The 25,030-nt window shown below is 64.7% G+C and carries 24 protein-coding genes; 16 read left to right on the forward strand and 8 right to left on the reverse strand.

Going from position 1 to position 25,030, the window contains the following annotated elements; all coding sequences use genetic code 11:
• Nucleotides 1-101: 101 nt before the first annotated feature.
• From FZI91_RS22460 to FZI91_RS22480, 5 genes are all read left to right on the forward strand, one after another.
• Nucleotides 102-845, forward strand: coding sequence for a 3-oxoacyl-ACP reductase family protein (locus FZI91_RS22460; RefSeq protein WP_155941312.1), 744 nt, complete (start codon nt 102-104; stop codon nt 843-845).
• Nucleotides 846-873: 28 nt separating this feature from the next.
• On the forward strand, nt 874-1,311 hold the full coding sequence (locus tag FZI91_RS22465; protein ID WP_155941313.1) for an SRPBCC family protein: 438 nt from the start codon (nt 874-876) through the stop codon (nt 1,309-1,311).
• A 69-nt stretch (nt 1,312-1,380) separates the two neighbouring features.
• Nucleotides 1,381-1,980: a TetR/AcrR family transcriptional regulator gene (locus FZI91_RS22470; RefSeq protein WP_162525529.1), complete on the forward strand. Its 600-nt coding sequence runs from the start codon at nt 1,381-1,383 to the stop codon at nt 1,978-1,980.
• Nucleotides 1,977-2,747 (forward strand): SDR family NAD(P)-dependent oxidoreductase, encoded by a 771-nt coding sequence (locus FZI91_RS22475; RefSeq protein WP_155941314.1) that lies wholly within the window; start codon nt 1,977-1,979, stop codon nt 2,745-2,747. Before FZI91_RS22470 ends, FZI91_RS22475 begins: the two co-directional genes overlap by 4 nt.
• The gene (locus FZI91_RS22480) at nt 2,744-3,559 is read left to right on the forward strand and encodes an enoyl-CoA hydratase/isomerase family protein (RefSeq protein WP_155941315.1); all 816 of its coding nucleotides are present in this window, start codon (nt 2,744-2,746) and stop codon (nt 3,557-3,559) included. Before FZI91_RS22475 ends, FZI91_RS22480 begins: the two co-directional genes overlap by 4 nt.
• A 10-nt stretch (nt 3,560-3,569) precedes the next feature.
• Here FZI91_RS22480 and FZI91_RS22485 read toward each other — a convergent pair whose 3' ends face one another.
• The 7 genes from FZI91_RS22485 to FZI91_RS22515 form a co-directional block, all read right to left on the reverse strand.
• Entirely contained in the window at nt 3,570-4,214 is a 645-nt protein-coding gene (locus FZI91_RS22485; RefSeq protein ID WP_155941316.1) for a TetR/AcrR family transcriptional regulator, read from the reverse strand.
• Complete coding sequence (locus tag FZI91_RS22490) at nt 4,211-4,996, reverse strand: enoyl-CoA hydratase-related protein (protein WP_162525530.1); 786 nt, start codon at nt 4,994-4,996, stop codon at nt 4,211-4,213. The genes FZI91_RS22485 and FZI91_RS22490 overlap by 4 nt, the downstream gene beginning before the upstream one ends.
• Complete coding sequence (locus FZI91_RS22495) at nt 4,993-6,147, reverse strand: thiolase domain-containing protein (RefSeq protein ID WP_155941317.1); 1,155 nt, start codon at nt 6,145-6,147, stop codon at nt 4,993-4,995. Before FZI91_RS22495 ends, FZI91_RS22490 begins: the two co-directional genes overlap by 4 nt.
• Nucleotides 6,144-7,214, reverse strand: a complete 1,071-nt coding sequence (locus FZI91_RS22500) for a lipid-transfer protein (protein ID WP_155941318.1) — start codon at nt 7,212-7,214, stop codon at nt 6,144-6,146. The genes FZI91_RS22495 and FZI91_RS22500 overlap by 4 nt, the downstream gene beginning before the upstream one ends.
• Entirely contained in the window at nt 7,207-7,683 is a 477-nt protein-coding gene (locus tag FZI91_RS22505; protein WP_155941319.1) for a Zn-ribbon domain-containing OB-fold protein, read from the reverse strand. The genes FZI91_RS22500 and FZI91_RS22505 overlap by 8 nt, the downstream gene beginning before the upstream one ends.
• Nucleotides 7,680-8,135: an OB-fold domain-containing protein gene (locus tag FZI91_RS22510; RefSeq protein WP_162525531.1), complete on the reverse strand. Its 456-nt coding sequence runs from the start codon at nt 8,133-8,135 to the stop codon at nt 7,680-7,682. Before FZI91_RS22510 ends, FZI91_RS22505 begins: the two co-directional genes overlap by 4 nt.
• Nucleotides 8,136-8,269: 134 nt before the next feature.
• Nucleotides 8,270-9,235 carry an ABC transporter substrate-binding protein gene (locus FZI91_RS22515; protein ID WP_155941320.1) on the reverse strand — a complete coding sequence of 322 codons (966 nt, stop codon included), beginning with the start codon at nt 9,233-9,235 and terminating at the stop codon, nt 8,270-8,272.
• Nucleotides 9,236-9,467: 232 nt separating this feature from the next.
• Between FZI91_RS22515 and FZI91_RS22520 the strand changes: the two genes are divergently transcribed.
• The 6 genes from FZI91_RS22520 to FZI91_RS22545 all read left to right on the forward strand — a co-directional run bounded on the left by FZI91_RS22520 (nt 9,468) and on the right by FZI91_RS22545 (nt 15,521).
• The gene (locus FZI91_RS22520; RefSeq protein ID WP_155941321.1) at nt 9,468-10,454 is read left to right on the forward strand and encodes a hypothetical protein; all 987 of its coding nucleotides are present in this window, start codon (nt 9,468-9,470) and stop codon (nt 10,452-10,454) included.
• Nucleotides 10,455-10,503: 49 nt separating this feature from the next.
• Entirely contained in the window at nt 10,504-11,454 is a 951-nt protein-coding gene (locus tag FZI91_RS22525) for a hypothetical protein (RefSeq protein WP_309224052.1), read from the forward strand.
• Entirely contained in the window at nt 11,451-12,215 is a 765-nt protein-coding gene (locus FZI91_RS22530; RefSeq protein ID WP_375234337.1) for a hypothetical protein, read from the forward strand. Before FZI91_RS22525 ends, FZI91_RS22530 begins: the two co-directional genes overlap by 4 nt.
• On the forward strand, nt 12,212-13,237 hold the full coding sequence (locus FZI91_RS22535) for a hypothetical protein (protein WP_155941323.1): 1,026 nt from the start codon (nt 12,212-12,214) through the stop codon (nt 13,235-13,237). Before FZI91_RS22530 ends, FZI91_RS22535 begins: the two co-directional genes overlap by 4 nt.
• A gap of 43 nt (nt 13,238-13,280) precedes the next feature.
• Nucleotides 13,281-14,372: a CaiB/BaiF CoA-transferase family protein gene (locus FZI91_RS22540; protein WP_155941324.1), complete on the forward strand. Its 1,092-nt coding sequence runs from the start codon at nt 13,281-13,283 to the stop codon at nt 14,370-14,372.
• A 69-nt stretch (nt 14,373-14,441) separates the two neighbouring features.
• Entirely contained in the window at nt 14,442-15,521 is a 1,080-nt protein-coding gene (locus FZI91_RS22545) for an alpha/beta hydrolase (RefSeq protein WP_155941325.1), read from the forward strand.
• On the opposite strand, the gene FZI91_RS22550 is transcribed toward FZI91_RS22545, so the two are convergent.
• Nucleotides 15,510-16,691, reverse strand: coding sequence for a pyridoxal phosphate-dependent aminotransferase (locus FZI91_RS22550; protein WP_162525533.1), 1,182 nt, complete (start codon nt 16,689-16,691; stop codon nt 15,510-15,512). The two genes, FZI91_RS22545 and FZI91_RS22550, sit on opposite strands and share 12 nt — an antisense overlap.
• A gap of 396 nt (nt 16,692-17,087) precedes the next feature.
• On the opposite strand from FZI91_RS22550, the gene FZI91_RS22555 reads away from it, so the two are divergent.
• The 5 genes from FZI91_RS22555 to FZI91_RS22575 all read left to right on the forward strand — a co-directional run bounded on the left by FZI91_RS22555 (nt 17,088) and on the right by FZI91_RS22575 (nt 25,029).
• Entirely contained in the window at nt 17,088-18,296 is a 1,209-nt protein-coding gene (locus tag FZI91_RS22555) for an acetyl-CoA C-acetyltransferase (protein WP_155941326.1), read from the forward strand.
• Between the two features lie 15 nt (nt 18,297-18,311).
• Nucleotides 18,312-20,459: a 3-hydroxyacyl-CoA dehydrogenase NAD-binding domain-containing protein gene (locus tag FZI91_RS22560; protein WP_155941327.1), complete on the forward strand. Its 2,148-nt coding sequence runs from the start codon at nt 18,312-18,314 to the stop codon at nt 20,457-20,459.
• Between the two features lie 533 nt (nt 20,460-20,992).
• The gene (locus tag FZI91_RS22565) at nt 20,993-22,396 is read left to right on the forward strand and encodes a condensation domain-containing protein (RefSeq protein ID WP_155941328.1); all 1,404 of its coding nucleotides are present in this window, start codon (nt 20,993-20,995) and stop codon (nt 22,394-22,396) included.
• A 69-nt stretch (nt 22,397-22,465) separates the two neighbouring features.
• A complete protein-coding gene (locus tag FZI91_RS22570; protein ID WP_155941329.1) occupies nt 22,466-23,665 on the forward strand; it encodes a serine hydrolase domain-containing protein in 1,200 nt (399 codons plus the stop codon).
• A gap of 8 nt (nt 23,666-23,673) precedes the next feature.
• Nucleotides 23,674-25,029: a hypothetical protein gene (locus FZI91_RS22575; protein ID WP_162525562.1), complete on the forward strand. Its 1,356-nt coding sequence runs from the start codon at nt 23,674-23,676 to the stop codon at nt 25,027-25,029.
• The last annotated feature ends 1 nt before the right edge of the window (nt 25,030 follow it).

Consider the following 25,030-nt stretch of genomic DNA (forward strand, 5'->3'; position numbering starts at 1 on the left):
CGAGTATGCCGGGGGCCTGGGTGCACCGTGGCGGATTCCGTATTCGGGAATGTTTCGGACTTTGGTCCGCTTGACTCGTTCGTACCGACGGAAGGATCGACATGACTCAGCCACTCAAGGGCCGCCGCGCATTCGTCACCGGCGGATCGCGCGGAATCGGGGCGGCGATCGTGCGCAGGCTCGCGGCGGATGGGGCACGCGTTGTCTTCACGTTCTCCAGTTCAGCAAAACAGGCAGCCGATGTTGTGGCCGGTGTCAAGGAGCAGGGTGGATGGTCGATGGCGACCCGGGCAGACGTATCCGATCCCGGTCAGGTGGCCGCCGCCATCAACGAGGCAGCGGAAATCCTTGGGGGACTGGATATCCTGGTCAACAACGCCGGGATTGCCATCTTTGGCGATGTCGATAATGCCACCCTTGACGATTTCGACGACATCGTTGCGGTCAACGTGCGGGCCGTATTCGCCGCGATCAAAGCAGCCTCCCCGCAGTTGGGTGCGGGCGGCAGGATCATCACCATCGGCAGTATCGGCGGAGATCATTCGCCCACGCCCGACTCGGCGCTGTATTCGATGTCGAAGGCCGCGGTCGCCGGTCTCACCCGAGGCTTGGCGCGCGAGCTCGGTCCGCGCGGGATCACTATCAACAACGTCCAGCCCGGTCCCGTCGCCACCGACATGAACCCCGAAGATGGGGAACTGGCCGAGGTCCTACTGCCGCGGATCGCCGTCGGGCGTTACGGCCAGCCGCGCGATGTCGCCAGCTTGGTGAGTTATCTGGCTTCCGAGGAAGCCTGGTACATCACCGGCGCCGCCATCAACATCGACGGGGGATTCACCGTCTAGCCCGTTACCGGCCGCTAGGGTCAGATCCATGGCCACTAGCGATACGCGGGAAGTCGTCATCGAAGCGACTCCCGAGCAGATCATGGACGTCATTGCCGACTTCGATGTGTTGCCGAAATGGTCGTTGGCGCACCAGAGTTCGACAGTCGTGTCCACACACGACGACGGGCGACCGCACGAAGTGAAGATGAAGATCAAGGCGGCAGGTATCGCCGACGAGCAGGTGGTGGCGTACAGCTGGGGGCCCGACGCCGTCAGCTGGACGCTGCTGAAGGCAGGTCAGTTACGCAGCCAGGATGGTAAGTACACCTTCACCCCCAAGGGTGACAAGACGCACGTGAAGTTTGAGCTCAGCGTGGACCTGCTGATTCCGCTGCCCGGATTCATCCTCAAGCGGACCATCAAGGGCGCCATGGAAACCGCGACCGATGGCCTCCGCAAGCAGGTTCTTGCCACCTATCGGTAGGGGCCTTCCCTCCGGCACCCTTCCCTAGTATCGTTATTTCAAATATCGAAACTAGAGGATGGTCGGATAGTGGATAGACGCCAGGGCGGGCGCCCCCGCGATCCCGACAAGGACGACGCGGTACGCGAGAGCGTGCGCCAGATGCTGGCCACCGAGGGATACCAGGGGACCACGATCCCCGCGGTCGCCCGGGCCGCCGGAATCGGTGCACCCACGATCTATCGCCGCTGGCCCACCCAGGCCGACATGGTGGAAAGCGCGATCGCCGACCGCCCATGGCCCGCGGCGTTGGCTGATCGCGCCGAATTCCAGGACTATCTACCCATTTTGGTGCGCGCGGTGGTCGAGTACTTCGCCGATCCGGCCACCCGCGCGGCGATGCCGGGGCTGCTGGTCGAGTACTACCGCGAACCGAGCCAGTACGCGGGTCTGGTCGAGCGCACGGAAACGCCGCTGCGCGAGGAGTTCCGGGCTGCGCACGACGAGGCCGTTGCCGCGGGCCGGTGTGCCGCTGAGCCGGCGCCCGACGCGCTCTTCGACACCATCGTGGGCATGGCGGTCTACTACGGCGTCCTGCGCGGCAGGGCCGACGAGGCGCTGATCGAACAAGTTCTTGGCGTGGTCCGTGCCGCCAGTTTCGTAGACAGAGAAGAAGGTAAGGAACGATGAATCGAGAAACATTCGCCACCCTGTTCGACCTCACCGGGCGCACCGTCATCGTGACCGGCGGCACCCGCGGGATTGGACGCGCGCTCGCCGAGGGCTACGTGTGCGCGGGTGCCAATGTCGTTGTGGCGAGCCGTAAACCGGAAGCATGTGCCGAGACCGTCGAACACCTGCGGACCCTGGGCGGGCGGGCACTGGGTGTGCCCACGCACACCGGCGACATCGACTCCCTGGAACAACTGGTGCAGGCCACCGTTGACGAGTTCGGCGGTGTGGACATCGTGGTGAACAACGCCGCCAATGCCCTCACCGAGCCCGTCGGTGCATTCTCGGTCGACGGCTGGGACAAGTCGTTCGGGGTCAACTTGCGCGGGCCGGTGTTTCTGGTGCAGGCCGCGCTGCCCCATCTGGTGGCCAGCCCCCACGCCGCAGTGCTCAACGTGGTCTCGGTGGGCGCCTTCATGTTTGGGCAGGGTGTCTCCATGTACTCGGCGGCCAAGGCCGCGCTCGTTTCGTATACGAGGTCGGCAGCCGCCGAGCTCGCCTCACGCGGTGTGCGGGTCAACGCGCTCGCCCCCGGCGCGATCGATACCGACATGGTGCGCAGGAACCCGCAGGCCGTCGTGGATGGTATGGCCAACGGAAATCACCTCAAGCGGCTCGGGGTCCCCGACGAAATGGTGGGCACTGCACTGCTTCTGACATCCGATGCGGGTAGCTACATCACCGGGCAGACCTTCATCGCCGACGGCGGGCTGGTGGCCCGATGATCCGCACCGAACATCGCGACCACGGCGTGCTGGTGGTCACCATCGATCGTCCTGAGCGTCGCAACGCACTGGACCCGCAGACAGTCGCCGAGCTGCACACCGTGGTCCAGAGGGCCGACGGCGACCCGAATGTTCGTGCGGTGGTCCTCACCGCAGTCGGCGCATCCTTTTGCGCGGGAGCCGATCTCAAGTCGTTACCGACCGATTTCACCAACACCAGTGCCACCTCCACCGCGGCGCTACTCGGGGCCACCGACTCGGAAGTAGTGCGCACGCTCGCGGCTCAGGAGCTGATGGCCTCCCTGTTCGAACGGATTCACCGGATGCGGCAGCCGGTGATCGCGGCCATCAACGGGCACGCGGTCGGCGGCGGGTTCGCGTTGGCCCTGGCCTGTGACATCCGGTTCAGTTGCCCGGATGCCGCTTTCGGCGCCGTCTTCATCCGCCACGGCGTATCCAACTGCGATATGGGCACCAGCTATCACCTGCCGCGGCTAGTCGGCGCGGCACGAGCCGCCGAACTGATGCTGACGGGCCGGGTGTTCGGAGCGGAAGAAGCCCAGCGGATCGGCTTGGTCTTCGATGTGGTGCCGCCCGAGGGTCTGCTCGATGCCGCCGTCGCCAAGGCGGAAGAGATTGCCGCGCATTCTCCGCTGGCGGTGTGGATGACCAAGGAGACGATGTGGCAGACGCTCGATGCACCGAGCCTGCGTCACGCCCTCGATTTAGAGAACCGAACCCAAGTGATGTGCACCGCCACAGGGGAATTACGCCGTTCTTTCGACGCCTTCCGAGACGGCTCGGGTAGATAGAAGAGCATTGCTAGTCAATCTCGGGCGGTCCGGCCAGGATGGCTGTGACCATGTCGACGAGTTGTGTTCGCATCTGCGCCTCGTCGAGATAGGTTCCGCTCAAGGACATCAGACGATTCGTGTGCGCGGTATCGCCCAGTACCACGCACGTCATCGTCACCGCATGGGTGACTCCAAACCGGATCGACGGCAGCTGCGCCGTCGGACGCAGTCGGAGGATGAGCTCCTGTAGCCGCGCGGCCTGCGGCTGAAAGCTGGCTCCCATCGGGATCAGCGCGGGATGTCCGCTGATGAGCAGCTTCCCGAGCGTGGAAAGCCATGCGGTTCCGCCCTCTTCGCCGATCTCGGCCAGCGGCGAGACGATCGCCTCGGCGATGGAGCGCAGCGTCCCGGCTGCCTCGGCGGTATCTAGTAACGCGAAACGGCGCCGTTCGAGCTGGCCCAGGTACTTGTCGAGCAGTGCCTCGATGAGGCGCTCCTTGGACCCGAAGTGATAGTGCACCGAGGCCACATTGGTGCCGGCAGCTGCCATGATGGCGCGCAGGGACACCGCGTCCACGCCACGTTCGGCGAAGAGCCGTTCGGCGGCGCTGAGTAGCCGTTGGTCGGTGGAATCGTGTGTGAGGCTGGACGGCTCGCTCGCTGTGCTGGTCATTGCCCGGTGAACCGTGCCTCTCGCTTTTCGCGGAATGCGGTCAGCCCCTCGCGTGCGTCCGCGGAGGTGATTACCTGCCGGGTGAGCCGTGCCTCGATGACGCGGGCGTCCTCTTCGGCGATCCAACCGCTGCGCACGATTGCCTCCTTGGCGTTGCGTACGGCCAACGGGCCGTTGCGGATCACGCGCTCGGCCAGGCTGCGCGCCTTGTCCAATGCGGTGCCCGCCGGTGCCACATGCCCCACCAGCCCAAAATGGTAGGCCTCCTGGGCGGTCAACGGCTCGCCGGTGAGGATCATCTCCATGGCTTTGGTGTAGGGAATCTGCCGCTTGAGCCGGACCATGGACCCCGCGCCGGGTACCAGCCCGCGCTGCACCTCTGGGAGGCCGAACGTTGCAAACTCATCCGCGACCCGAATATCGGTCTGCTGCAACATCTCGCATCCTCCGCCAAGACACGCCCCATTGACCGCGGCAATGAGCGGCTTGGTCAGGGAATGGCTCAGCAGCAGGCCCTTGCCGATGGCGGCCGGATCCAGTGGCGGTGCCGAGCCGTCACGGACCATCCAGCCGTCGCTCAGGTCACCACCCACGCAGTAGGCGTCACCGGCACCCGTGAGGATCGCAGCCAGAATGGTGTCATCGCTGTCGATCTCGTCCCAGGCTTGTGCTAGCTGACCGACCATAGTGGTAGACAGCGCGTTTCGTCGGTGCGGGCGGTTCATCGTCACCACGACGACGGGACCCTCACGTTCGACGAGTAGTTCACGTTCTGCTGTCACGGTCTCTCGCTTCCCACTACCCACAGGGCGTGGAACTGCGAGGCGCCGCCCATGGCGTGGCCGATCGCCCGTCGGGCGCCCTCTACCTGATGTTCCCCGGCGAGACCCCGCACCTGTAATGCCGCCTCGGCAAACCGAAGTAGCCCCGTCGCGCCAGTAGGGTTGCCCGACAGTACGCCGCCGGAGGGGTTGATCGGATGCCTACCTCCGAATGCGGTGTGGCCCTCATCGACGGCGCGCCAGCCCGCACCCTCTGGTGCCAGCCCGATGTTCTCCATCCACATGGGCTCATACCAGCTGTAGGGGATGTAGAGCTCAGAGACGTCGATTTCGGTGTCGGGGTTGCTGATCCCGGCCTCGCGATACGCGGCGACGGCGCATTCTTGCCCTGCCCGCGGGTTGACTTCGTCGCGCCCTGCGAAATGCCCTGTTTCGGTGCGCCATCCGGTTCCATGGATCCAGGCGGGTGGGCGTGCGGAGTGCCTCGCGAACTGCGCGCAGGAAATGACGACGGCACACGAGCCGTCGGATGACGGGCAGGATTCCAGGAAACGGATGGGATCCCACAGCATTGGGGAGTTGCGGACCTCCTCGATAGTGATGCCGGGCTTTTGAATATGCGCGTAAGGGTTTCGTGTCGCGTTGAGCCGGTGGTTGACTGCCACCCGCCAGCCGATGTGCTCGGGTGCCTGCGAGCGGCGAATGTACTCACGAATCACCGGTGCGAAATGTCCGCCGGCCCCGGCGCCCAACTGGGTACTGAACGGCAGCGGTCGCGACAGCGCCCAGGTGAAATTTCCCTCGGACTCTTTGGAATAGGCCACGACCAGAACCCGTCGGGCCAGCCCCGCCTGCACCAGGTGCGCGGCATAGATGGCCGCGTGTCCGCCGACGCTGCCGCCGGTGAACACCCGGGTGACCGGGAGGCCGCGGGCGCCCATTGCGTCGGCGAGGTATAGCTCGGGGTTCATCACCCCGTCGAACAGGTCGGGGGTTTTGGCGAGCACGATCGCATCGATGTCCCCGAACGTCAGTTCCGCGTCCGCCAGTGCACCGTCCACCGCTTCGCGGACCAGTGCCGCTATGGTCACTTCGCGTTTCTTGGCCTGCCTGCTCTGCCCGACGCCAGTCACCGCGACACCGGCGCTCATCTGCTCGCCTCCATCAAACACACCAGGTTGTGCTGCAGTGCAGGACCATTGGTGGCGTGCGCGAGTGCGCGGGTAGCGCGGCCCTGCATGATGGTGCGGGCAGATTCGCCGATGCGGATCAACCCGGTGGCGGTGGCGGGAGCGCCCGCCAGCGGACCTCCGGAAGGATTGACGAGCGCATTTTCGATACCGAAAGTCTTAGTGAGCAACGGTTCGACGTAGCTGTACTCGGTGTGAAGTTCGGCAACCTCCACACTGGAGGCGGTGAAACCCGCCATGGTGGCCGCTCTTTCGGCGGCGATACGGGCCGAATCCAGCACGGCGAGGTCTCTGGATCCCGGGTAGTGCGTGTCCATCCGGTGATCGATTGCCCGGATCCACGCCGGCCGCCGAGCGAGGCGTTTCGCCACATCACCGGCGGCCAGGATCAACACCGCCGCACCATCGCCAATCGGCGCCGTGTCGTGCGGGCGCAGCGGGGAGGCGATGTACGGCTCCTCCAGCAGTGCTTCGATTCCCGGGGCACCGGCTTTGAGCGCAAAGGGATTTGATATTGCATCGGTTAACGATTGGTTCACCACATCGGCCATCTCGCGCTCGGTGGTGATGCCGGCCTCGATGACGGCCGCAGCCTGCAAACCGGCGAGCGCCTGCCGGTGCGGATGCAGTGGAGTCAGGTAATACGGGTCCAGCGAGGCTGGCATCACCTGGTCGAGATCGGCGGGCAACGCACCACGGCCGACGCCGTACACCAGCGCGATATCGCCGTGCCCCAGTTGTAGCCACGCCCACGCCTCGTAACACGCCCAGGCGGCGTCCATTTCGACATGGGATTCTGAGATCGGCGGCCAGGCACCTACGGCGTCGAGAGACTCGATGTAGGCAAAGGTGCGCCCCTCGAAGAAGTCGTGGCTGCCGGATGCGTAGAAGTCGATGTCCTCACGGCGGAGCTCGACCTGCTCGAGGGCCTGGCGAACCACCGGGAGCAGAATCTCGGCCATATCGTCTCGCAGATTGGCTGCGGTACAGGGCGATTGGGCAAATGAAACCACGGCCACGTCACGCATGGGCGGCCTCCTCCGGCAGCGGGCGGAAGTAGCGGATGCTTTGCATGGTGGCACCAAGGTCCTCGTCGGGCACCCAGACCGGCTCGACCGTCATCCCGATGTGCACCCGGTCGGGTTCGGTGTCCCCGATCATGTGCATGAGCCTGGTATCGGAACCGTGTAACTGGATATGAGCCACGGCGTAGGGCGGGGTGAAAACCTGGCCCGGAAACGGAAAGCTGACGATGCAGAAGGTCTGCACCGTGCCCGTCCCCGCGAGCGGATACGCTGCGCCCAGCTCGGTCAGGCATCGCGAACAGAATTGGGGCGCAGGGCAGTACGCGCGTTCACAGCTTGGGCAGGTGCGTGCGAGCAGCTGCCGCTGCGCCAATCCTCGCAGGAACACCGACCGCCCTACACCCGCCACGTACGTGTAGTCCATGTGAAATGGACTGGCGATCGAGGCGACCGGTTGGGGTAGTGGGGTCATCGTTTGCCCACCGGTTCGAAGCAGACGATGTCGGTGATGGCGCCGATGCGGTCGGGGCGCCAGCGTGGGGCAACCGGCAGTCCATTCCGCATCGTCTTGGCTTTACCTCCGACGTCGACGGCATGGAACATCGCGTTGTCGGTTCCGGCGATGCGGATCAGTGCCCACGCGAAATCGGTCTCCAGCTCGTCGGTCGGCCGTCGCGGCACCCAGGTCCATTGCAGGACAACGCCCTTGGGTTCCAGCTCGACCAGCTCGCCGGTGGCGCTCGCATCCGCTGGGTCGAATTCGAGTACCGGACACAGCACCTGGCCGCTCGCGGTCCGAACCCCGAACAATCGGGCATCGCGCAGACCGCCGAGAAAGGTGCCGATCTTGGGGCCGACGGTGCGTTCAAATCCGAATTCGATGGTGTACGGAGCGCGTAGGGACTCGGCGGATTGGTCGATCACGGGCCTCCCGAATCGCGTTCTATCAAATGATTGAATCGAGCCCCAGGACCGTAACACGCGAGTGACTGGCGCCACAGATCTACGTGGTGCCCAGAACTCGGCAAAACGCCGAGTGGGCGAAAAGGATGGGGCCGCTAGCGTTTGGGCGGCGGCTTCGATGCCGCTTCGAGCTGCGGTATCAGCTGTTCGAGGGCGTAGACCCGGGCCCGCGGTCCACCGAATCGCAGCGCGCTGACGATAGGGCTGTCCGCCGGGATGTAGACGGCGCGACCCTCGATGACGGTGCGGAATGCGGCGAGAGCGCCCATGGATTGCACCTGCTGTCCACTCGCCCCGACCACGACCAGGAGATCCTCGTCCGCCTTGGCTTTGAGCTCGTTATCGGGCACCACACCGTCGTACTTCTGACTGTGGAACCCGAGACCGTCGAACACCGCCCGGCGGGGATCTCCAAATGGCACAAGATAGTTGCCTTGCCCGTCCACCATCCAGTCGACGACGGCGATACGGTCGACCCAGTACTGGTGCTTGGCACGTACTTCGTTGTAGCGGGCCCCGACTTCCTCCGATACACGGCGGGCCTGCCCTGACCTGCCCAGGGCCTGTCCGGTGGTGAAGAGCTGGGAATACCAAGGTATTCCGAACTTGTCTACACGCTCCGCGGAGACAACGGTTGGTGCGATCTTGTCCAACTTGTCGTAGGTCGGCCTGTCGATATCGGCACCGATGGCCAGGATGAGGTCGGGTTTGGCCGCGGCAATCGCGTCGAAGTTCAGGTCGGCGCCCGAGACGATGGGTGGTTGCGAAAGGTCGGGAGCCACCCACGGGTAGACGGGGTACTCCGGCAGCGTGGAGCGGATGCCGACGGGCTTGATGCCCAAGGCCTGAACGAAGTCCTGGTCATTCCACCCCAGTGTGACGACGCGGGTGGGTCGCGCGGACAGGAATGTGCCCCCGTATCTGTGCGGGATGCTCAGCGGGAAACCGTCGGGGCCCGGAGGCGCCGAAGAAGCGGGTGCCGGACCTTGATCGCGGGAACAACCCACGAGAACCAGCAGCGTCACGAGCGCGGCAATCATGCGCCACGCGGCAGTTGCCATGCCGAGCAAACTACCACCGGGCGGCGGCGGTAAACGAATGTGACCCAAATCCGCTCGGGGTGAACGGAACGGCCGACCGTCGGATTGCACGCCCGCCACCTGCGGGAACGCCACCAGGCGGGATGGTGATCGCTGGACGTTGCCATTGACGCACGGTCGGGACGTTCATACGTTTGCGCCGTTCCCAGCTCGTGCTACGGGTCAGAAGCACTAGTTCAAGTAGGAAGCGCCGATGATCAAGCATCTCACCCGCCGCGCGACGGTCGTCCTTGTCGTGGCAGCCGCCGCGATCTCGCCCGCCGCCTATCCGGCGATGGCGGATACCGCCACCGCGCTTAATGGATTGTTCGCGTTGACGCCCGGCAGCTGCACGGACGGCCGCGCCACCGGTTCCTATTTCCGCATGATCCTGCCTGCCGGCGACGCGTCCGGCCCCTACCTCGCCAACGGCGACTCGACGTGCTCGGATAACACCGTCACCCTGCTGTCACCGGGTACCGATGGTGGTCTCAAGTCGGGCGAGTATCAGCCGCAGCCTGCCAGCGCATTCGACGGAAACGGAAACGCGGTGTCCGGCAGTATCACTCAGCCGGTCAAGTTCTACGGCGTCGGATTTGCCACCGCGTCCAATCAGACCGATCCGCAGACCAGTCAAGGCACCGCTACGCCCCAGATCACCGTGAGTGGCAACAAGCTCGGCGGTGATCTCAGCGCATTCGGGGTGACGTGGAACAACCAGGTATTCAACCAGGGGGCGCCGAAACCTGGTGGCGCACTGCCGGGTAAGACCACGCCGGTGACGGGTACGTACGACCGCGGTACCGGCGCGTTCATCATCGAGTGGACCAGCCAGATCGTGGGCGGACCGTTCAACGACTTCACCGGGCTGTGGCATCTGGTCGGCAAGGTCGGTGGTGGCCCCGGTGGCGCGGTGGCAGAGCCCCCGCCGCCTCCCGCGCCGGGCACTCCGCCGCTCGCCGACGCACCGCCCGCCGCCGTACCGGCACCGCCCGCCCCGGGACAAGTGGTGGTGCCCGCCGGACAGCAGGTTGTGGCGCCGCCCCCACTGTCGGCCGGGCAGCAGCTCATTGCGCTTCCTGTTGACGACACCCCCCGCACGGTGACCCCGCCGTGGGTCATCGCGCTGCTGGTTTTCGTGGCCATCGGTGGCGGAGTCCTGTTTGTGGTGGGGGAGCGGATCTTCAGTCGTGGCCGCTGAGCCGCTTGCGGCCCTGCCCTCGTACGCCGACATCGTCGGCGAGGAGGCGGTGGCGGCCGAGGCCGGACCGGCTCGTCAACCCCGGTGGCCGTTTGTCGTCCTCGTCGCTCTCGGCGTCCTGCTTTTCGCGGTACCCATCGTCACTGGGATGTTCACCCGTGCGGCGGGAGGACAGCAGCTGCTCACCGAGTTCCGCCCGTTCGTGTCCTCGGCGGAGATCACGACGTTCCGGGGCTATCTCGATACCGTGGATGCCGCTCGCTCCGATGTGCAGGCGACCCGAGTGGTCGCGGGCGGACGCTACGAGCGGCTCGATACCTTTGTCGCGCAGTATCCGTCGATCAAGCAAGAGATGACCTCGCTGCTGGATGCCGTGGACGCCTCTGTGGGCAACTACCAGGAACTGCGCGCCATTGGTCCGTTCGATGTGCTGCCCTTCCTGCTGGCGGTGCCGGGGTTGGTCCTGGTAGGTGCTGGCGTATGGGGCCTGCGTCGCGTCCGCAACGGTGAAAAGGCGCTCGGTGCGCGGGGTCTCGCAATCCTGGCGGCGGGTGTGCTGATTGCCGTGCCGTTCGCGGACGGGCTCTTCACGCGTGCGCCGGCGGGCACCCACCTCATCGATGCCTTCACCCCGATCATGAACCACGAGCGGGTAGCGGCGGTGCAGCGCCATTTCGTGGTGCTCGTCGCGGCGGAAGGGGAATTGGACACCCAGTTTCTCGGCGACCTGCGGCGGCATCAGCCGGATCGTGCAGTTCCCGGTGTCGATGCGTTTGTCGCTCAATGGCAGCCCATGACAGCGGATTTCGCGTCTCTCATCGGAGTGATGGCTGACAACGTGGACAACTTCGGCAGGGTGGTGGCTCTCGATCGCCTCACCGCCCCGCTGGGATTTCGGTCGTTCGACTATTTCGGGTGGTTCTTCCTCGTACCCGGTGTACTGGCGGCGGCTGCCGCAATCGATGTGAAAGGGGTGCTTCGATGGCCCGGCAAAAGATGATGCGCGGCGTGCTCGGTGTCGCGGTAATCGCTACGGTGCTGGCGGCGACTCCCGCATGTGGTTCGGAGAAGCCGGCTGAGTCCGCGCTCACCGGGCTGCTGGCATTGGAGCCCGGTGCGATCGACGGGACCAAGCTCAGCGGTACCTGGTTCAAGATGGTGCAACCGGGCGGCAACCCTCAAGAGGGTCCGTTCATGCCCAACGCGAATTCTCCTGTGCCGCAAGGGTCTGCAACCTTACTTGCCCCGGGTGCCGATGGTGGGCTGGTGCTCGGCGATTACCAGGGGGAACCGGACCCCGCGTTCGACGAGGCCACCGGATACTCGTTGGCCGCCAGGGTGACTCAGCCGACGAAGTTCTTCAACATCGAGTTCGGCATCTCCACCAACAAGATCGATCCACAGACGCAGCGCGAGCTGTTGGCGCCCACCGCCACAGTCTCGGGGGACAAGCTCACGGTGGATCTGTCCGCCTGGGCCGCATCCTGGAATCGGCAGGAGTTCAACCAGGGAGCGCCCAAGCCGAAGCCCAAGGAGCAGGCGCAAATTCCCGGTGAGGCTCGGGCCAAGCAGGTGTGGGAGTTCGTCGCGGGGCGTTGGGTCGGCCGTGATTCCGTGGACGGCGAAAGCCCCAAGGCCACCGGGACATACAACAAGGACACCAAGAAGTTCACCCTCGATTGGACAAGCCTGATTGTGGGTGGGCCCTTCAATAGCTTCACGGGGGTCTGGCACCTCGAAGGCGTGGTGAAGGACCGATGACTGTCACCCCCGCAGAGGAGACGGCTCCGATCGCATCGGCCCGCCGGACGCCCACCAGGGAACGCGTATTCGGTATCGCGGTAAGGACATTCGCGGCCATCACCGTGATTGGCAGCGTGGCCGCCATCACCCAGCTGTCGTACTCTCCTCCGCGAGCACCCATCATCGGGTATCAGATCGTTAACCGCGATGGATCGATTCCCGAAGGCGCCGTTCCGATTCCGGTGCCTCCGCCGGGGCCGCAGTTGATCGCTCCGCTACCGCGTCCGCAAACGCCCTCGCATCCACCGGGTCAGGCCGCCGGACCATTTGGTGCGCTGCCCTCGGTGACCGACCGCGGCCTTCCGATATCCGTAGCTCAGCCTTGCCCTTTCGGCTGGCCGGCTCCTGGGCCGGATGAGCAGGGCGGGCTGGCCTCGCTGATCGACGTGGCACCGGCGGCGGGTGTGTTCTCCTCGGAGGCGTTCGCCCCGGCCACCGCCTACGAGCCGATCCTGAAGATGATGGGCCCGGTGTTGGCGCGGATCTCACCGTTGCTGTCCAGGCATCCGTGGATGATCGACCAGTTTGTTACCCGATTCCAGACCGTCATGGTGCGAGTCCTCGAAGCGATCCTCCCGTACTACGGCCCCTACCGGAACGATGTCCTCAAGGCCGAGGGTGATCTCGCAAAGGCGTTGACCCCCTTCTTGGAAAGCTTGTACAACACCCCGACGGCGCAATGCCTCGTCTCCTGGGAGGCCCAGCGCATCCGCGATGCGCGTGGGGGCAGGCCACCGGCGCTGCGTCTGCACGACCTCGGCAAGGTGATCGATCTGTACCGCTCCACGCACTGGCGCGAGGGCGACGATGATCCGCCACCCGCGCCGTTGCCCGCCTACGAATACACCCCACCGCCCGAGCCGCCACCAGCGCCGGCGCCGGAGGCTCCGACCACCTCGAGGGTGCCGATTCCCAACTTCCCGACCCCGACACCCGTTCCCGCACCAACCTCGGCACCGGCGATCTCCTCGTCGCTGTAGCCACACTTCCCAACCAACGGGTTGACTGGCTAGGGTGGCCTCCATGGCTGACACTGGCGTCAAGACAGGCCCCCTCGCGGGCGTAAAGGTGATCGAGCTCGGGGGCATTGGCCCAGGGCCGCACGCGGCGATGATGTTGTCCGACTTGGGCGCAGACGTCATCCGGGTGCGTCGTCCCGGAGGGCTGGCGATCCCTGCCGAGGAGTCGGACCTGTTCCATCGCGGAAAGCGACTGGTCAACCTGGATGTCAAGAAAGACCCCGAGTCGTTGCTCGCGCTTGTGGACAAGGCCGATGTGCTGCTGGATCCGTTCCGGCCCGGCGTATGCGAGCGGATCGGGATTGGGCCCCAGGAGTGCGCCGAGCGCAACCCGCGGCTGATCTTCGCGCGGATGACGGGCTGGGGTCAGAACGGCCCCATGGCAGAGCGCGCCGGGCATGACATCAACTACCTGTCGCTGACCGGCGCCCTCGGTTCGATGGGTTACAAGGACCGCCCGCCGATGCCGCCGATGAACTTGGTGGCCGACTTCGGCGGAGGCTCAATGCTTTTGGTGCAGGGAATCCTGGCCGCGCTGTACGAGCGCGAGAAGTCGGGCAAGGGGCAGGTTATCGACGGCGCGATGGTCGACGGTGTCAGCCAGCTCGCCCAGATGCAGTGGACGATGTACAACAGCGGCATGTTGTTCGACGAGCGGGAGTCAGCGCTGCTCGACGGTGGCTCGCCGTTCTACGGCACCTATGAAACCTCGGACGGCAAGTACATGGCGGTGGGGTCGATTGAGCCGCAATTCTTCGCGATCTTGGTACAGGGCCTGGGATTAGACCCCGACAGCGTGCCGTTCCAGCTCGATAAGGCGCGTTATCCGGAGATGCGCAAGATGTTCGTCGACGCCTTCCAGACCAAGACGCGCGACGAGTGGACCGAGATCTTCATCGGAACCGACGCTTGTGTATCGCCAGTGCTCACCTGGGCCGAGGCTAAGAAGAATGAGCATCTACGCGATCGCGGCACCATCGTCGATGTCAACGGGGTGACGCAGGCCGCGCCCGCGCCGCGCTTCTCACGGACGCCGAGCGGACCCATCGAGGCGCCGCCGAAGGACACCACGGACGTCGCCGATATCGGCTGGTGAGCTAACCGGTACAGATAGTACTAGGTACTGATAGTCTCATATCAAGCAATGGCGCTATGAGGAGGTCCGATGACCACTGCCCGAGAAGATGCCGAGTCCCAACTGGACACCGTGACGTATACGGGTCCGGAGTGGATGGGCAAGGCCAACTGGCACTCGGTAGCAGAGACGTATCTGCTCAAGGCGCTGACCAAGCCCGGTCTGTACGCGTTGACGCAGGTGATGCTGGCCGTTAATCGCCGCTTTCCGCAGTTCTTGCTCAACCGTTCCTACGACGGGCTCGAACGCTTCATGGGCTGGGTACCCGGGGTGCCGGGAACGCGGACCGAGCGAGTGCAGCTGCCGCATTGCCCGGCCGAATGGACTTGGAACGCAAGGAATGCCGACCGCTCCGACACTGACTCTCAGCCGGTGGTCATCTATTTCCATGGGTCGGCGTTCATCGCGCTGGGCATCAACAGCCATCGGCCGCTGGTCAGCCACATCGCGCGGGACTCGGGGGCGCGCGCGCTCAGCGTGGGTTACCGGCTGTGCCCGCAGAATCAGGTTGAGGACGCAGTCGCTGACGGGGTGGACGCGTACCGCTACGTCCTAAGCCAGGGTGTCGATCCGGACAACATCGTGCTCGCGGGTGATTCCGCCGGCGGTTTCCTAGCCGCCATGACGGCCATCGCGGTGCGCGATCAGGGCCTAACGCCACCCGCGGGATGCGTGCTGATCTCGGCGGCCACCAGTAACAATATGGAGCCGAAATACGCAGTGGGCAAACGCATCGGCGACGCCATGTTCCCGGTGAGTTTCCTGCGGATGATCAACGAGGTGTTCTTGCTGCGCAACGGCGCCCGCCAGCCCGGCCCGTGCCCGGCGGAGGCCGACCTGACCGGGTTGGGGCCATTTCTGCTACAGGTGGGATCGCAGGAGGCGCTGCGACCGGACTCCGAGCTGCTCGCGGAACGCCTTGCTGCGTCCGGGGTTCCGGTGCGACTGCAGATCTTTGACCGCGCCATCCACGTGTTCCAGGTGTTTGCGTTGTCCAACCCGGATGCCCGGCGCGCGGTCGGCGAGATCACCGAATTCGTCAAGCTACTACCAGGTTTGGCGAAACAGCGACGCCGCCCGGATTCCGCGGAACTGGGCCTAGGGTCCTAGCCTCGCCAGCCGGGCAATCGCCTCATCGATCACTTCGTCGCGTTTCGCAAAGGTGAATCGCACCAGATGATTCCATTGGTCGGCTGTGCTGGTGTCGGGATCGCAGAAGGCGCTCACCGGAACGGCTGCGACCCCAACGGTTTCCGGCAGGCGCTGGCATAGCTGTGAACTGTCGCTGAACCCGAGGGGCCGGGGATCGGCGCAGACGAAGTATCCGCCTTCGCTGCTGTGCACCTCGAAGCCCAGGTCGGTGAGGGCGGCGGAGAGGCGATCACGCCTGCGCTGTAAGGATTCGCGGAGGTTCCTGACCCATGTCTGTTCGGTGTCGAGTGCCACCGCCACCGCCGGCTGGAAGGGGCCGCCGCCCACATACGACAGGAACTGCTTTGCCGCGCGCACTCCGGCGATCAATTCCGGTGCACCACAAGCCCATCCGATCTTCCAGCCGGTGCAGTTGAAGGTCTTCGCGGCGCTGGAGATGGTGACGGTGCGATCGGCCATTCCCGGCAGGCTGGCCATGGGGGTCTGCGTGCGCCCGTCGAAAAGCAGCCGCTCGTATACCTCGTCGGAGATGACCAGCAGGTCATGTTCGACGGCGAGGGCGGCCACCCGTGCCAACTCGCCGTCGGTGAATACCTTGCCCGTCGGGTTGTGCGGCGAATTGATGACGATTGCCGCCGTTCGGGGTGTGATGGCGGCGGCGAGTGCGTCAGTGTCCAGCGCGAAGCCCGCGCCGTCGGGTACGAGCGGTACCGGGACGCGAATGGCTCCCGCCATCGCGACCACTGCCGCATAGGAGTCGTAGTACGGCTCGATGAGGATGACTTCGGAGCCGGGTTCGACGAGGCCGAGCACGGCTCCGGCAATCGCTTCGGTGGCGCCGACGGTCACCAGCACCTGTGTTTCCGGGTCGAGCTCCTCGCCGTATCGGGCCAGCCGGTCAGCGGTGATGGCCCGGCGCAGTTCGGGGGTGCCCAGCCCGGGCGGGTACTGGTTGAGACCGGACCGAATGGCCTGTTGCGCAGCGTCGAGCATCGACGCCGGACCGTCCTCGTCGGGGAAGCCCTGTCCCAGATTGATGGCGTCGTGCCGGACGGCGAGGGCGGACATTTCGGCGAAGATCGTCGCACCGAAGGGGCGCAATCGGGCGACGGTGCGTGCGGGGCTCACCCGAGCAAGTGTCTCAGCTTCGTCGGTGGGCCGGTGCCGACCAGGTTGGGATGTTTCGGCGGTCGTTGTTCTCGCCGGTCGACGGATTGCACCTGTCACGAGCGTGCGTCATGCGATCGCGGAGCTCACGCAAACCACACCGCGAATATCGTTGGAAGCGCAAAGATTGCTATGACCACGTATTATCGGTCGGATCTAGAATCTGCAGCACACCGATAACGTACCTACGCAGCCCTCCCAACCAACGGGTTGGGAGGGCTGCGTACCGCCCAGACATACACCTGGTCTAACGTAGGGCTGTCTCGGCGAAACTGACCCGGAGTCAATCCGGCTTCACGGGCCGGGGCACCTTGTAATACATGCCCCATACGCACCTCCCTATAAGGACGTATACCCATGACTGAAGCATTCATCTACGAGGCCATCCGTACGCCTCGCGGCAAGCAGCGCGGCGGCGCCCTCAACGAGGTCAAGCCGCTGAACCTGGTGGTCGGCCTGATCGACGAGATCCGCCGCCGCTTCCCCGACCTGGACGAGAACCTGATCAGCGATGTCGTGCTCGGCGTCGTGGCGCCCGTCGGCGACCAGGGCGGCGATATCGCCCGTACCGCGGTGCTGGCCGCGGGCCTGCCCGACACCGTCGGTGGCGTGCAGCTCAACCGTTTCTGCGCCTCCGGCCTGGAGGCCGTGAACATCGCCGCACAGAAGGTCCGTTCCGGCTGGGACGACCTGGTGCTCGCCGGTGGTGTGGAGTCCATGTCGCGCATCCCCATGGGCAGTGACGGTGGTGCCTGGGCCTCGGACCCGGCCACCAACTACGACGTGTCCTTCGTGCCGCAGGGCATCGGTGCCGACCTGATTGCCACCATCGAGGGCTTCACGCGTGACGATGTCGACGCCTACGCCGCCCGTTCGCAGGATCGCGCCGCGGCCGCGTGGTCCGGTGGCTACTTCGCGAAGTCTGTTGTGCCGGTGAAGGACCAGAACGGTCTGCTCATCCTCGACCATGACGAGCACATGCGTCCCGGCACCACCGCCGCGGACCTGGGCAAGCTCAAGCCCGCCTTCGAGGGCCTGGCGGCGCTCGGTGGATTCGACGACGTGGCGCGCATCAAGTACACGTATGTCGAGAAGATCAACCACGTGCACACCGGCGGCAACAGCTCCGGCATCGTCGACGGCGCAGCCCTGGTGTTGGTCGGTTCCGAAGAGGCCGGTAAGTCGCAGGGCCTGACCCCGCGCGCCCGCGTCGTGGCCACCGCCACTACCGGTAGCGAGCCGCTCATCATGTTGACCGGTCCGACCCCGGCCACCAAGAAGGTGCTTGACCGCGCCGGACTGACCGTGGATGACATCGACCTGTTTGAGCTCAACGAGGCCTTCGCCTCCGTGGTGCTGAAGTTCCAGAAGGATCTGAACATCCCGGACGAGAAGCTCAACGTCAATGGCGGCGCCATCGCGATGGGCCACCCGCTGGGTGCCACCGGCGCCATGATCACCGGAACCATGGTCGACGAGCTGGAGCGCCGCGGCCTCCGTCGCGCCCTCATCACGCTGTGTGTCGGCGGCGGCATGGGCGTAGCCACCATCATCGAGCGAGTGTAGGGAGAACGAAAGAACATGTCTGCAAACACCATTCAGTGGGACAAGGACGCCGACGGCATCGTCACCCTCACCCTGGACGACCCCAACGGTTCGGCCAACGTGATGAACGACGACTACAAGCAGTCGATGGCCGCGGCCGTCAAGCGCCTTGTGGAAGAGAAGGATTCGATCACCGGTGTGGTGATCACCAGCGCCAAGAAGACCTTCTTCGCCGGTGGTGACCTGACTGCGATCATCCAGATCCAGCCCGAGCATGCCCAGCAGGCCTTCGACGAGGTCGAGGAGATCAAGAAGGACCTGCGCACGCTGGAGACCTTCGGTAAGCCGGTTGTCGCCGCCATCAACGGCGCGGCGCTGGGAGGCGGCTTGGAGATCGCGCTGGCCACCCATTACCGGATCGCGGCCGATGTCAAGGGATCTGCGATCGGTCTGCCCGAGGTATCGCTGGGTCTGCTACCCGGTGGCGGTGGCGTCACTCGCGTGACCCGCATGCTCGGCATTCAGAACGGCTTCGTCACCGTGCTGGCCCAGGGCACCCGCTTCAACCCGACCAAGGCCAAGGAAGTCGGTCTGATCGATGAGTTGGTCGGCTCCGTCGACGAGCTGATCCCCGCCGCCAAGGCGTGGATCAAGGCCAACCCCGAGGCCGTGCAGCGCTGGGATGTCAAGGGATACAAGATCCCCGGCGGCACCCCGGCCACCCCGGCGCTGGCGGCGATCCTGCCGTCGTTCCCGTCGAACCTGAAGAAGCAGCTCAAGGGCGCGCCGATGCCCGCGCCGCGGGCCATCCTGGCCGCCGTGGTCGAGGGCGCACAGGTGGACTTCGATACGGCCAGCCGCATCGAGAGTCGTTACTTCGCCAGCCTGGCCACCGGTCAGGTCGCCAAGAACATGACGCAGGCCTTCTTCTTCGACCTGCAGACCATCAACGGCGGCGGCAGTCGTCCGGAGGGAATCGCCCCGACCCCAATCAAGAAGATCGGTGTGCTGGGCGCGGGCATGATGGGCGCCGGTATCGCGTACGTCTCGGCCAAGGCCGGATATGACGTTGTCCTGAAGGACGTCTCGCTGGAGGCGGCTCAGAAGGGCAAGGCTTACTCGGAAAAGATTGAGGAGAAGGCCCTTTCGCGTGGCAAGACCACGGCCGAAAAGTCCGCCGCACTGTTGGCCAAGATCACTCCGGCCGCCGATCCCGCCGACCTGGCCGGTGTCGACTTCGTGATCGAGGCCGTCTTCGAGAACACCGAGCTCAAGCACAAGGTGTTCCAGGAGATCGAAGACGTCGTGGAGCCCAATGCGCTACTCGGCTCGAACACCTCCACGCTGCCCATCACCGGGCTCGCCGCGGGTGTGAAGCGCCAAGAGGACTTCATCGGCATCCACTTCTTCTCGCCGGTCGACAAGATGCCGCTGGTGGAAATCATCCGGGGTGAGAAGACTTCTGACGAAGCTTTGGCCCGGGTGTTCGACTACGTGCTGGCCATCAAGAAGACCCCGATCGTCGTCAACGACAGCCGCGGCTTCTTCACCTCGCGAGTCATCGGCACCTTCGTCAATGAGGCCGTCGCCATGCTGGCCGAGGGCATTGAGCCCGCGACCATCGAGCAGGCGGGCAGCCAGGCCGGATACCCCGCGCCGCCGCTGCAGCTGTCCGACGAGCTGAACCTGACGCTCATGCAGAAGATCCGCAAGGAGACCGTCGAGGCCGCCAAGGCCGAGGGCAAGGACCTGCCCGACGATCCGGCCGGCCGGGTCATCGACACGCTGGTGGAAGCGGGCCGTCCGGGCCGTCTGGGTGGTGCCGGCTTCTACGACTATGCGGACGGCAAGCGCACCGGGCTGTGGGCGGGGCTGCGGTCGACGTTCAACACCCGCAATGGTGCCGACGTGGCCAACCCGCCGCTGCAGGACCTCATCGAGCGCATGCTGTTCATCGAGGCCATCGAGACGCAGAAGTGCTTCGACGAGGGCGTGCTGACCTCGACCGCCGATGCCAACATCGGATCGATCTTCGGCATCGGATACCCCGCATGGACCGGCGGTGTACACCAGTACATCGTCGGATACCCCGGCGGCACGGCCGGTTTCGTGGCGCGCGCCAAGGAATTGGCCGCCACCTACGGTGACCGATTCAACCCGCCCGCGTCGCTCCTGGACGCGTAAAAAGGCTCTACGACCCTTCAGCCGCTCACCCTCCGGGGTGGGCGGCTGAGGGCGTTCTGGGGCCAGTACGAGTGGCCGCACGGAAGTTGGATGCCCTAGCATTCCCAGAGATTTAGATGCTGTTGTCAGAAATGATCGCCACGATTGAGTGGTCTGCGCCACAGTGCCGGTAGCCCAGGGTGGTAGCCCACACAAATGATGGGGGATCCCGTAGGTTCTCTGGTGGTACTACAAGCATAGTGAGTGAGTACTTCGCGTGCCCACATGCAATCGCCAGGTCATAGGGTATTTCGAGGCGGAATTTATATTTGCCAATATTGGGTTACCGTAAGTCTTTCGGGAAGTAGCTGTAACTTGACGTAGCGCAGTGTTACCCACAGTTCACTAGCTATTTCTTCCACGTAACGTACCTTTGCGAGATATTTATTCGCTACGCTTCGCGCGATGAGTAATATCTTTGCCACTCGCAATGTGGCAGGTCGGCCGAATTTCCTTCGGCGCATTTTCAAGATCACTGCACAGGGATAGGGACGATGGTTGCACTTGGAACGATCCACGATTGGCGCCCTAAGCCTGGGACCGTCATCTCCTGGAGCGCTTCACCACGCGCCCGCGAGATAGCCGCGCAGGCGCCCGCCAACGCGGTTCCCCCGAGCTACCAGCAGGCGCAGCACGTGCGCTCGTACCGTGAGCTTGCCCGCGATGACCGGGAGATGGCACGACTGGGAATCGGCTCCTGGGATGTGCAGGGTGTCTGCGATATCGACGCCATGACGGCGGCCATCAACGCACACCTGCGGCGCCACGACACCTACCACTCGTGGTTCGAGTTCGACACGACGGACACCATCGTCCGGCACGTCATCGATGATCCGGAAGGCATCGACTTCGTGCCACAGGATCACGGGCTGCAGGGACCGGACGAGATCCGTGCTCACCTACTGCGCACCTCGGGAACTCCGCTTACCTGGGACTGCTTCACGTTCGGGGTCATCCAGCGTGCGGACCACTTCACGGTGTACATCAGCGTCGATCATCTGCACACCGACGGCATGTCCACCGGGATCATTTACGTCGAGATCCAGCTGATGTACGCCAGCCTGGTGCACGGTTCGGCGCTGCAGCTGCCGCCGCCCGCGGGCTACCTCGACTTCTCCGACCGCGAGCGCGCACACAACCAGTCGATGACCCTGGACTCCTTCGAGGTGCAAACCTGGATCAGGTACGCACAGGACAACGGCGGCACCCTGCCGGACTTCGTCCTGCCACTGGGCGACCGATCCGAGCCGAATGTCGGTGGCATGGTCGCCGCCCCGCTGCTGACCGCCGAGGAGACGGTGGCGTTCGAGAAGGCTTGCGAACAGGCGGGTGTGCGGTTCAGCGGTGGAGTCTTCGCATGCACCGCGCTGATCGACCGCGAGCTCGGCGGGGCAGACACCTTCTATGGCATCACCCCGTATGACACCCGCAGCACGCCGGAGGAGCAGCTGTCGGTGGGTTGGTACGCGAGCTTCATCCCCTTCGTGGTTGACATGCCTGCCGATATGTCGGACGGATCCTTCGCGACCGTCGCACGATCCGCCCAGAAGTCGTTCGACGAATGTCAGCCGCTGGCCAAGGTGCCGTTCGAGCGAGTACTAGAACTGGCGGGGCCGGAGTCGGGCCTGGCCGCACCCGACTATGTGGTCCCGATGGTGTCCTTTCTGGACGCACGCAAGATCCCGGTCAGTGCTGAATGGGATCGCATCAATGGCGGAATCTACGGCGACAGCCGTTCGTCCGACCAGGTGTGCATGTGGGTCAACAGGTTTGAGAACGAAACCAATCTGACCATCTCGTTCCCCGACAATGCCGTCGCCCGTGAGTCTGTGTCGCGCTACTTCGAAGTTGCGCGCCTGGTCTACCAGCGCGTGGCGCAGTCACAGCTCGTTTCCTGAAAATGCGGCGCTGGCGCCGCACCATGCAGCACGTAGCAGCATTGAGCAGCAGTGAAAGGTGGCATTGGCATGAGCACAAGCCTTGATATCGCGGTGAACGGCATCAGCTCACCCGATTTCGACAACGTCCGGCGTGCGTTCGCGCTGAACTTCCTGGAGAACGACGAGCTGGGCGCGGCCGTAGCGATCTGGGTCGACGGAGAGCTGGTCGTCAATCTCTGGGCAGGCTGGGCCGACGAGGCCCGCACTCGTCCGTGGACGGAAGACACTCTGGCGCCGGTGTACTCGGGCACCAAGGGATTGATGAGTACCTGCGTGCACATGCTGATCGAGCGCGGCGTTCTCGACCTGCACGCGCCGGTCGCACAGTACTGGCCCGAATTCGGGCAGAACGGCAAGGAATCCATCACGCTCGCCATGGTGCTCGGCCACCGCTCGGGTGTCATCGGACCGCGTACCCGGTTGACGCCGGAGCAGGCCGCCAACTGGGACGAGGTCTGCGAACACCTTGTCAGAACCACACCGTGGTGGGAACCGGGCACCGCGCAGGGCTATCACATGGCGACATTCGGATTCATTCTCGGCGAGGTGGTCCGTCGCACCACCGGTAGGACGCTCGGCGAGTTCCTGCGCACCGAGGTCGCCGAACCGTACGGTCTCGACGTGCACGTAGGGTTGCCGCACAGCGAGCACCATCGCTGCGCCGAGATGGTCAACAAACCGTATCTGCGCGACCTATTTCAAGGTGCCCCTTCGGAATTTGAGGCCATGAGCGATCACCCGCTCGCCGGTACCTTGATCGCTGGCGATTTCATTCCCGATGACGAGATCGCGCGCAGGGATATCGGGATGTGGCGCGCGCTGGAATTCCCGGGCACCAATGCGCACGTGTCGGCGCTGGGCATGGCCACCTTCTACAACGCGATGGCACGCGAAAAGCTGCTCAGCCGTGAGCATATGGACGTGGTACGGGTATCCCAGGGTGGATTCGATCCGGACGTCGTGCTGGGGCCGCGGGTCGCGAACCACGGTTGGGGACTGGGCTACATGCTCAATCAGCGCTGCTACGCCGGGCCCAACCATAAGATCTTCGGGCACGGCGGTTCGGGTGGTTCCTACGCTTTTGCCGACCTGGAGCACCGCATCGGATACTCGTACGTGATGAACCAATTCGATATGACCAAGGCGGACGCCGATCCTCGTAGTGTGCGGCTCATCAACGAGCTTTACACCACGTTGGGGGTGGCGCCAGCAGGAGAGTCGCTGTGACGACGACGATCCCGCAGATACAGACCGTCCCGATCACCCGGGAGCCGGCTGCGAGCGACCACGTGGACTTCGTCGATCAGGCGTCCTTCCTGGGGTTGCGTGCCACCGAGCTGTCCACGTTGGGACAGATGGTCTGGATCTACGAACGCGATATCGATGCCGACAGGTTGCGCAGATTCCACGGCAACCTCGGACAGGGACTGTTCGGGCGTCGAATCGAACGTTCCCGCTTACCCTTTGGCCGTCACCGCTGGGTGCTCGATTCCGCATGCCATCCGATCGACGTCGAACTGGCGCCGTTGCCGCGCGCCGAACTGCAGGACTGGGTGCATCGACATGCCCAGCTGCCGGTCGATCCGGAACACGGTCCGTCATGGCGACTCGGGGTCACGAGGTTCACCGACGGCGCCACCGCGGTGAGTCTGGTTGTCTCCCACACCATCGCCGACGGCGTCGGGCTGTGCCGGGCTATCGCCGATGCCGCCAACGACGCGACCCTCCCGTTGGGCTATGCGCTGCCGCGATCGCGCAAGCGGTTCCGAGGCATTCGGGAAGACTTCCGGCGCACCAGGCGGGACATGCCGGACACCGCGCGGGCCTTCCGCAAGGCCACCAAGATGTTGACCGACCGACGTCAGGACATCAAACATGCGGGCATGCCCGCGACCGAGGCGCACATCGACCAGATCCCGTCGGTGACCGTCTATCTGAACGAAACCGAGTGGGACACCAACGCACACAGCCGCGGCGGCACCAGTAACTCGCTGGTCGGCGCCTTCGCAGCGCGGCTTGCCGCCAAGGCTGGCCGGCTGGGCCCGGACGGCAAGGTGACGCTGTCCATGCCCGTCAACGAGCGCACTGAGGGAGACGTCCGCGCCAACGCGATGACCTCAGTGATGTTCGCGATCGATCCGGTAGAGCTGACCACCGACCTGGGCGGAATCCGCGGCGCCACCAAGAAGGTGTTATCGGACCTGCGGGACACACCCGACGAAAAGTGGGCCCTGCTACCGCTGACCCCTTTCATCCCGAAGGCGGCGGCACGCCGATTGGCCAATGTGGCACTGGAATACAACGACTATCCCGTGGGCTGTTCGAATGTCGGGCCGCTGGATCCAGAGGTGAACCGTCCCGACGGGACGCCCGCCGACTACGTGTTCTGCAAACTGGCCGAGCAGCGGGTCCGGCCCGACAAGGTGCTGAGCACCTACGGCCAGCTCTTCGTTGCCTCCGGGCGGATCAACGACAAGATCTTTCTGGCGGTCGTCGGATACCAACCCGGCGTGATCGAGTCACGTAGCGACCTGACCAACATGCTGACCGAGACGCTTGACGACTTCGGCCTGCACGCCGTGATCGAGTAGA

Origin of the sequence: Mycobacteroides sp. CBMA 271 (assembly GCF_009729205.1) — a bacterium.
Lineage (GTDB): Bacteria > Actinomycetota > Actinomycetes > Mycobacteriales > Mycobacteriaceae > Mycobacterium.

What these genes read in the sequence shown, in the direction of transcription:
- FZI91_RS22475 (WP_155941314.1), top strand. Translation starts at nt 1,977, where the DNA reads ATGAATCGAGAAACATTCGCCACCCTGTTCGACCTCACCGGGCGCACC.
- FZI91_RS22485 (WP_155941316.1), bottom strand. Translation starts at nt 4,214, where the DNA reads ATGACCAGCACAGCGAGCGAGCCGTCCAGCCTCACACACGATTCCACC.
- FZI91_RS22520 (WP_155941321.1), top strand. Translation starts at nt 9,468, where the DNA reads ATGATCAAGCATCTCACCCGCCGCGCGACGGTCGTCCTTGTCGTGGCA.
- FZI91_RS22540 (WP_155941324.1), top strand. Translation starts at nt 13,281, where the DNA reads ATGGCTGACACTGGCGTCAAGACAGGCCCCCTCGCGGGCGTAAAGGTG.
- FZI91_RS22465 (WP_155941313.1), top strand. Translation starts at nt 874, where the DNA reads ATGGCCACTAGCGATACGCGGGAAGTCGTCATCGAAGCGACTCCCGAG.
- FZI91_RS22505 (WP_155941319.1), bottom strand. Translation starts at nt 7,683, where the DNA reads ATGACCCCACTACCCCAACCGGTCGCCTCGATCGCCAGTCCATTTCAC.
- FZI91_RS22555 (WP_155941326.1), top strand. Translation starts at nt 17,088, where the DNA reads ATGACTGAAGCATTCATCTACGAGGCCATCCGTACGCCTCGCGGCAAG.
- FZI91_RS22530 (WP_375234337.1), top strand. Translation starts at nt 11,451, where the DNA reads ATGATGCGCGGCGTGCTCGGTGTCGCGGTAATCGCTACGGTGCTGGCG.
- FZI91_RS22495 (WP_155941317.1), bottom strand. Translation starts at nt 6,147, where the DNA reads ATGAGCGCCGGTGTCGCGGTGACTGGCGTCGGGCAGAGCAGGCAGGCC.
- FZI91_RS22545 (WP_155941325.1), top strand. Translation starts at nt 14,442, where the DNA reads ATGACCACTGCCCGAGAAGATGCCGAGTCCCAACTGGACACCGTGACG.
- FZI91_RS22560 (WP_155941327.1), top strand. Translation starts at nt 18,312, where the DNA reads ATGTCTGCAAACACCATTCAGTGGGACAAGGACGCCGACGGCATCGTC.
- FZI91_RS22570 (WP_155941329.1), top strand. Translation starts at nt 22,466, where the DNA reads ATGAGCACAAGCCTTGATATCGCGGTGAACGGCATCAGCTCACCCGAT.
- FZI91_RS22460 (WP_155941312.1), top strand. Translation starts at nt 102, where the DNA reads ATGACTCAGCCACTCAAGGGCCGCCGCGCATTCGTCACCGGCGGATCG.
- FZI91_RS22500 (WP_155941318.1), bottom strand. Translation starts at nt 7,214, where the DNA reads ATGCGTGACGTGGCCGTGGTTTCATTTGCCCAATCGCCCTGTACCGCA.
- FZI91_RS22515 (WP_155941320.1), bottom strand. Translation starts at nt 9,235, where the DNA reads ATGGCAACTGCCGCGTGGCGCATGATTGCCGCGCTCGTGACGCTGCTG.
- FZI91_RS22535 (WP_155941323.1), top strand. Translation starts at nt 12,212, where the DNA reads ATGACTGTCACCCCCGCAGAGGAGACGGCTCCGATCGCATCGGCCCGC.
- FZI91_RS22480 (WP_155941315.1), top strand. Translation starts at nt 2,744, where the DNA reads ATGATCCGCACCGAACATCGCGACCACGGCGTGCTGGTGGTCACCATC.
- FZI91_RS22565 (WP_155941328.1), top strand. Translation starts at nt 20,993, where the DNA reads ATGGTTGCACTTGGAACGATCCACGATTGGCGCCCTAAGCCTGGGACC.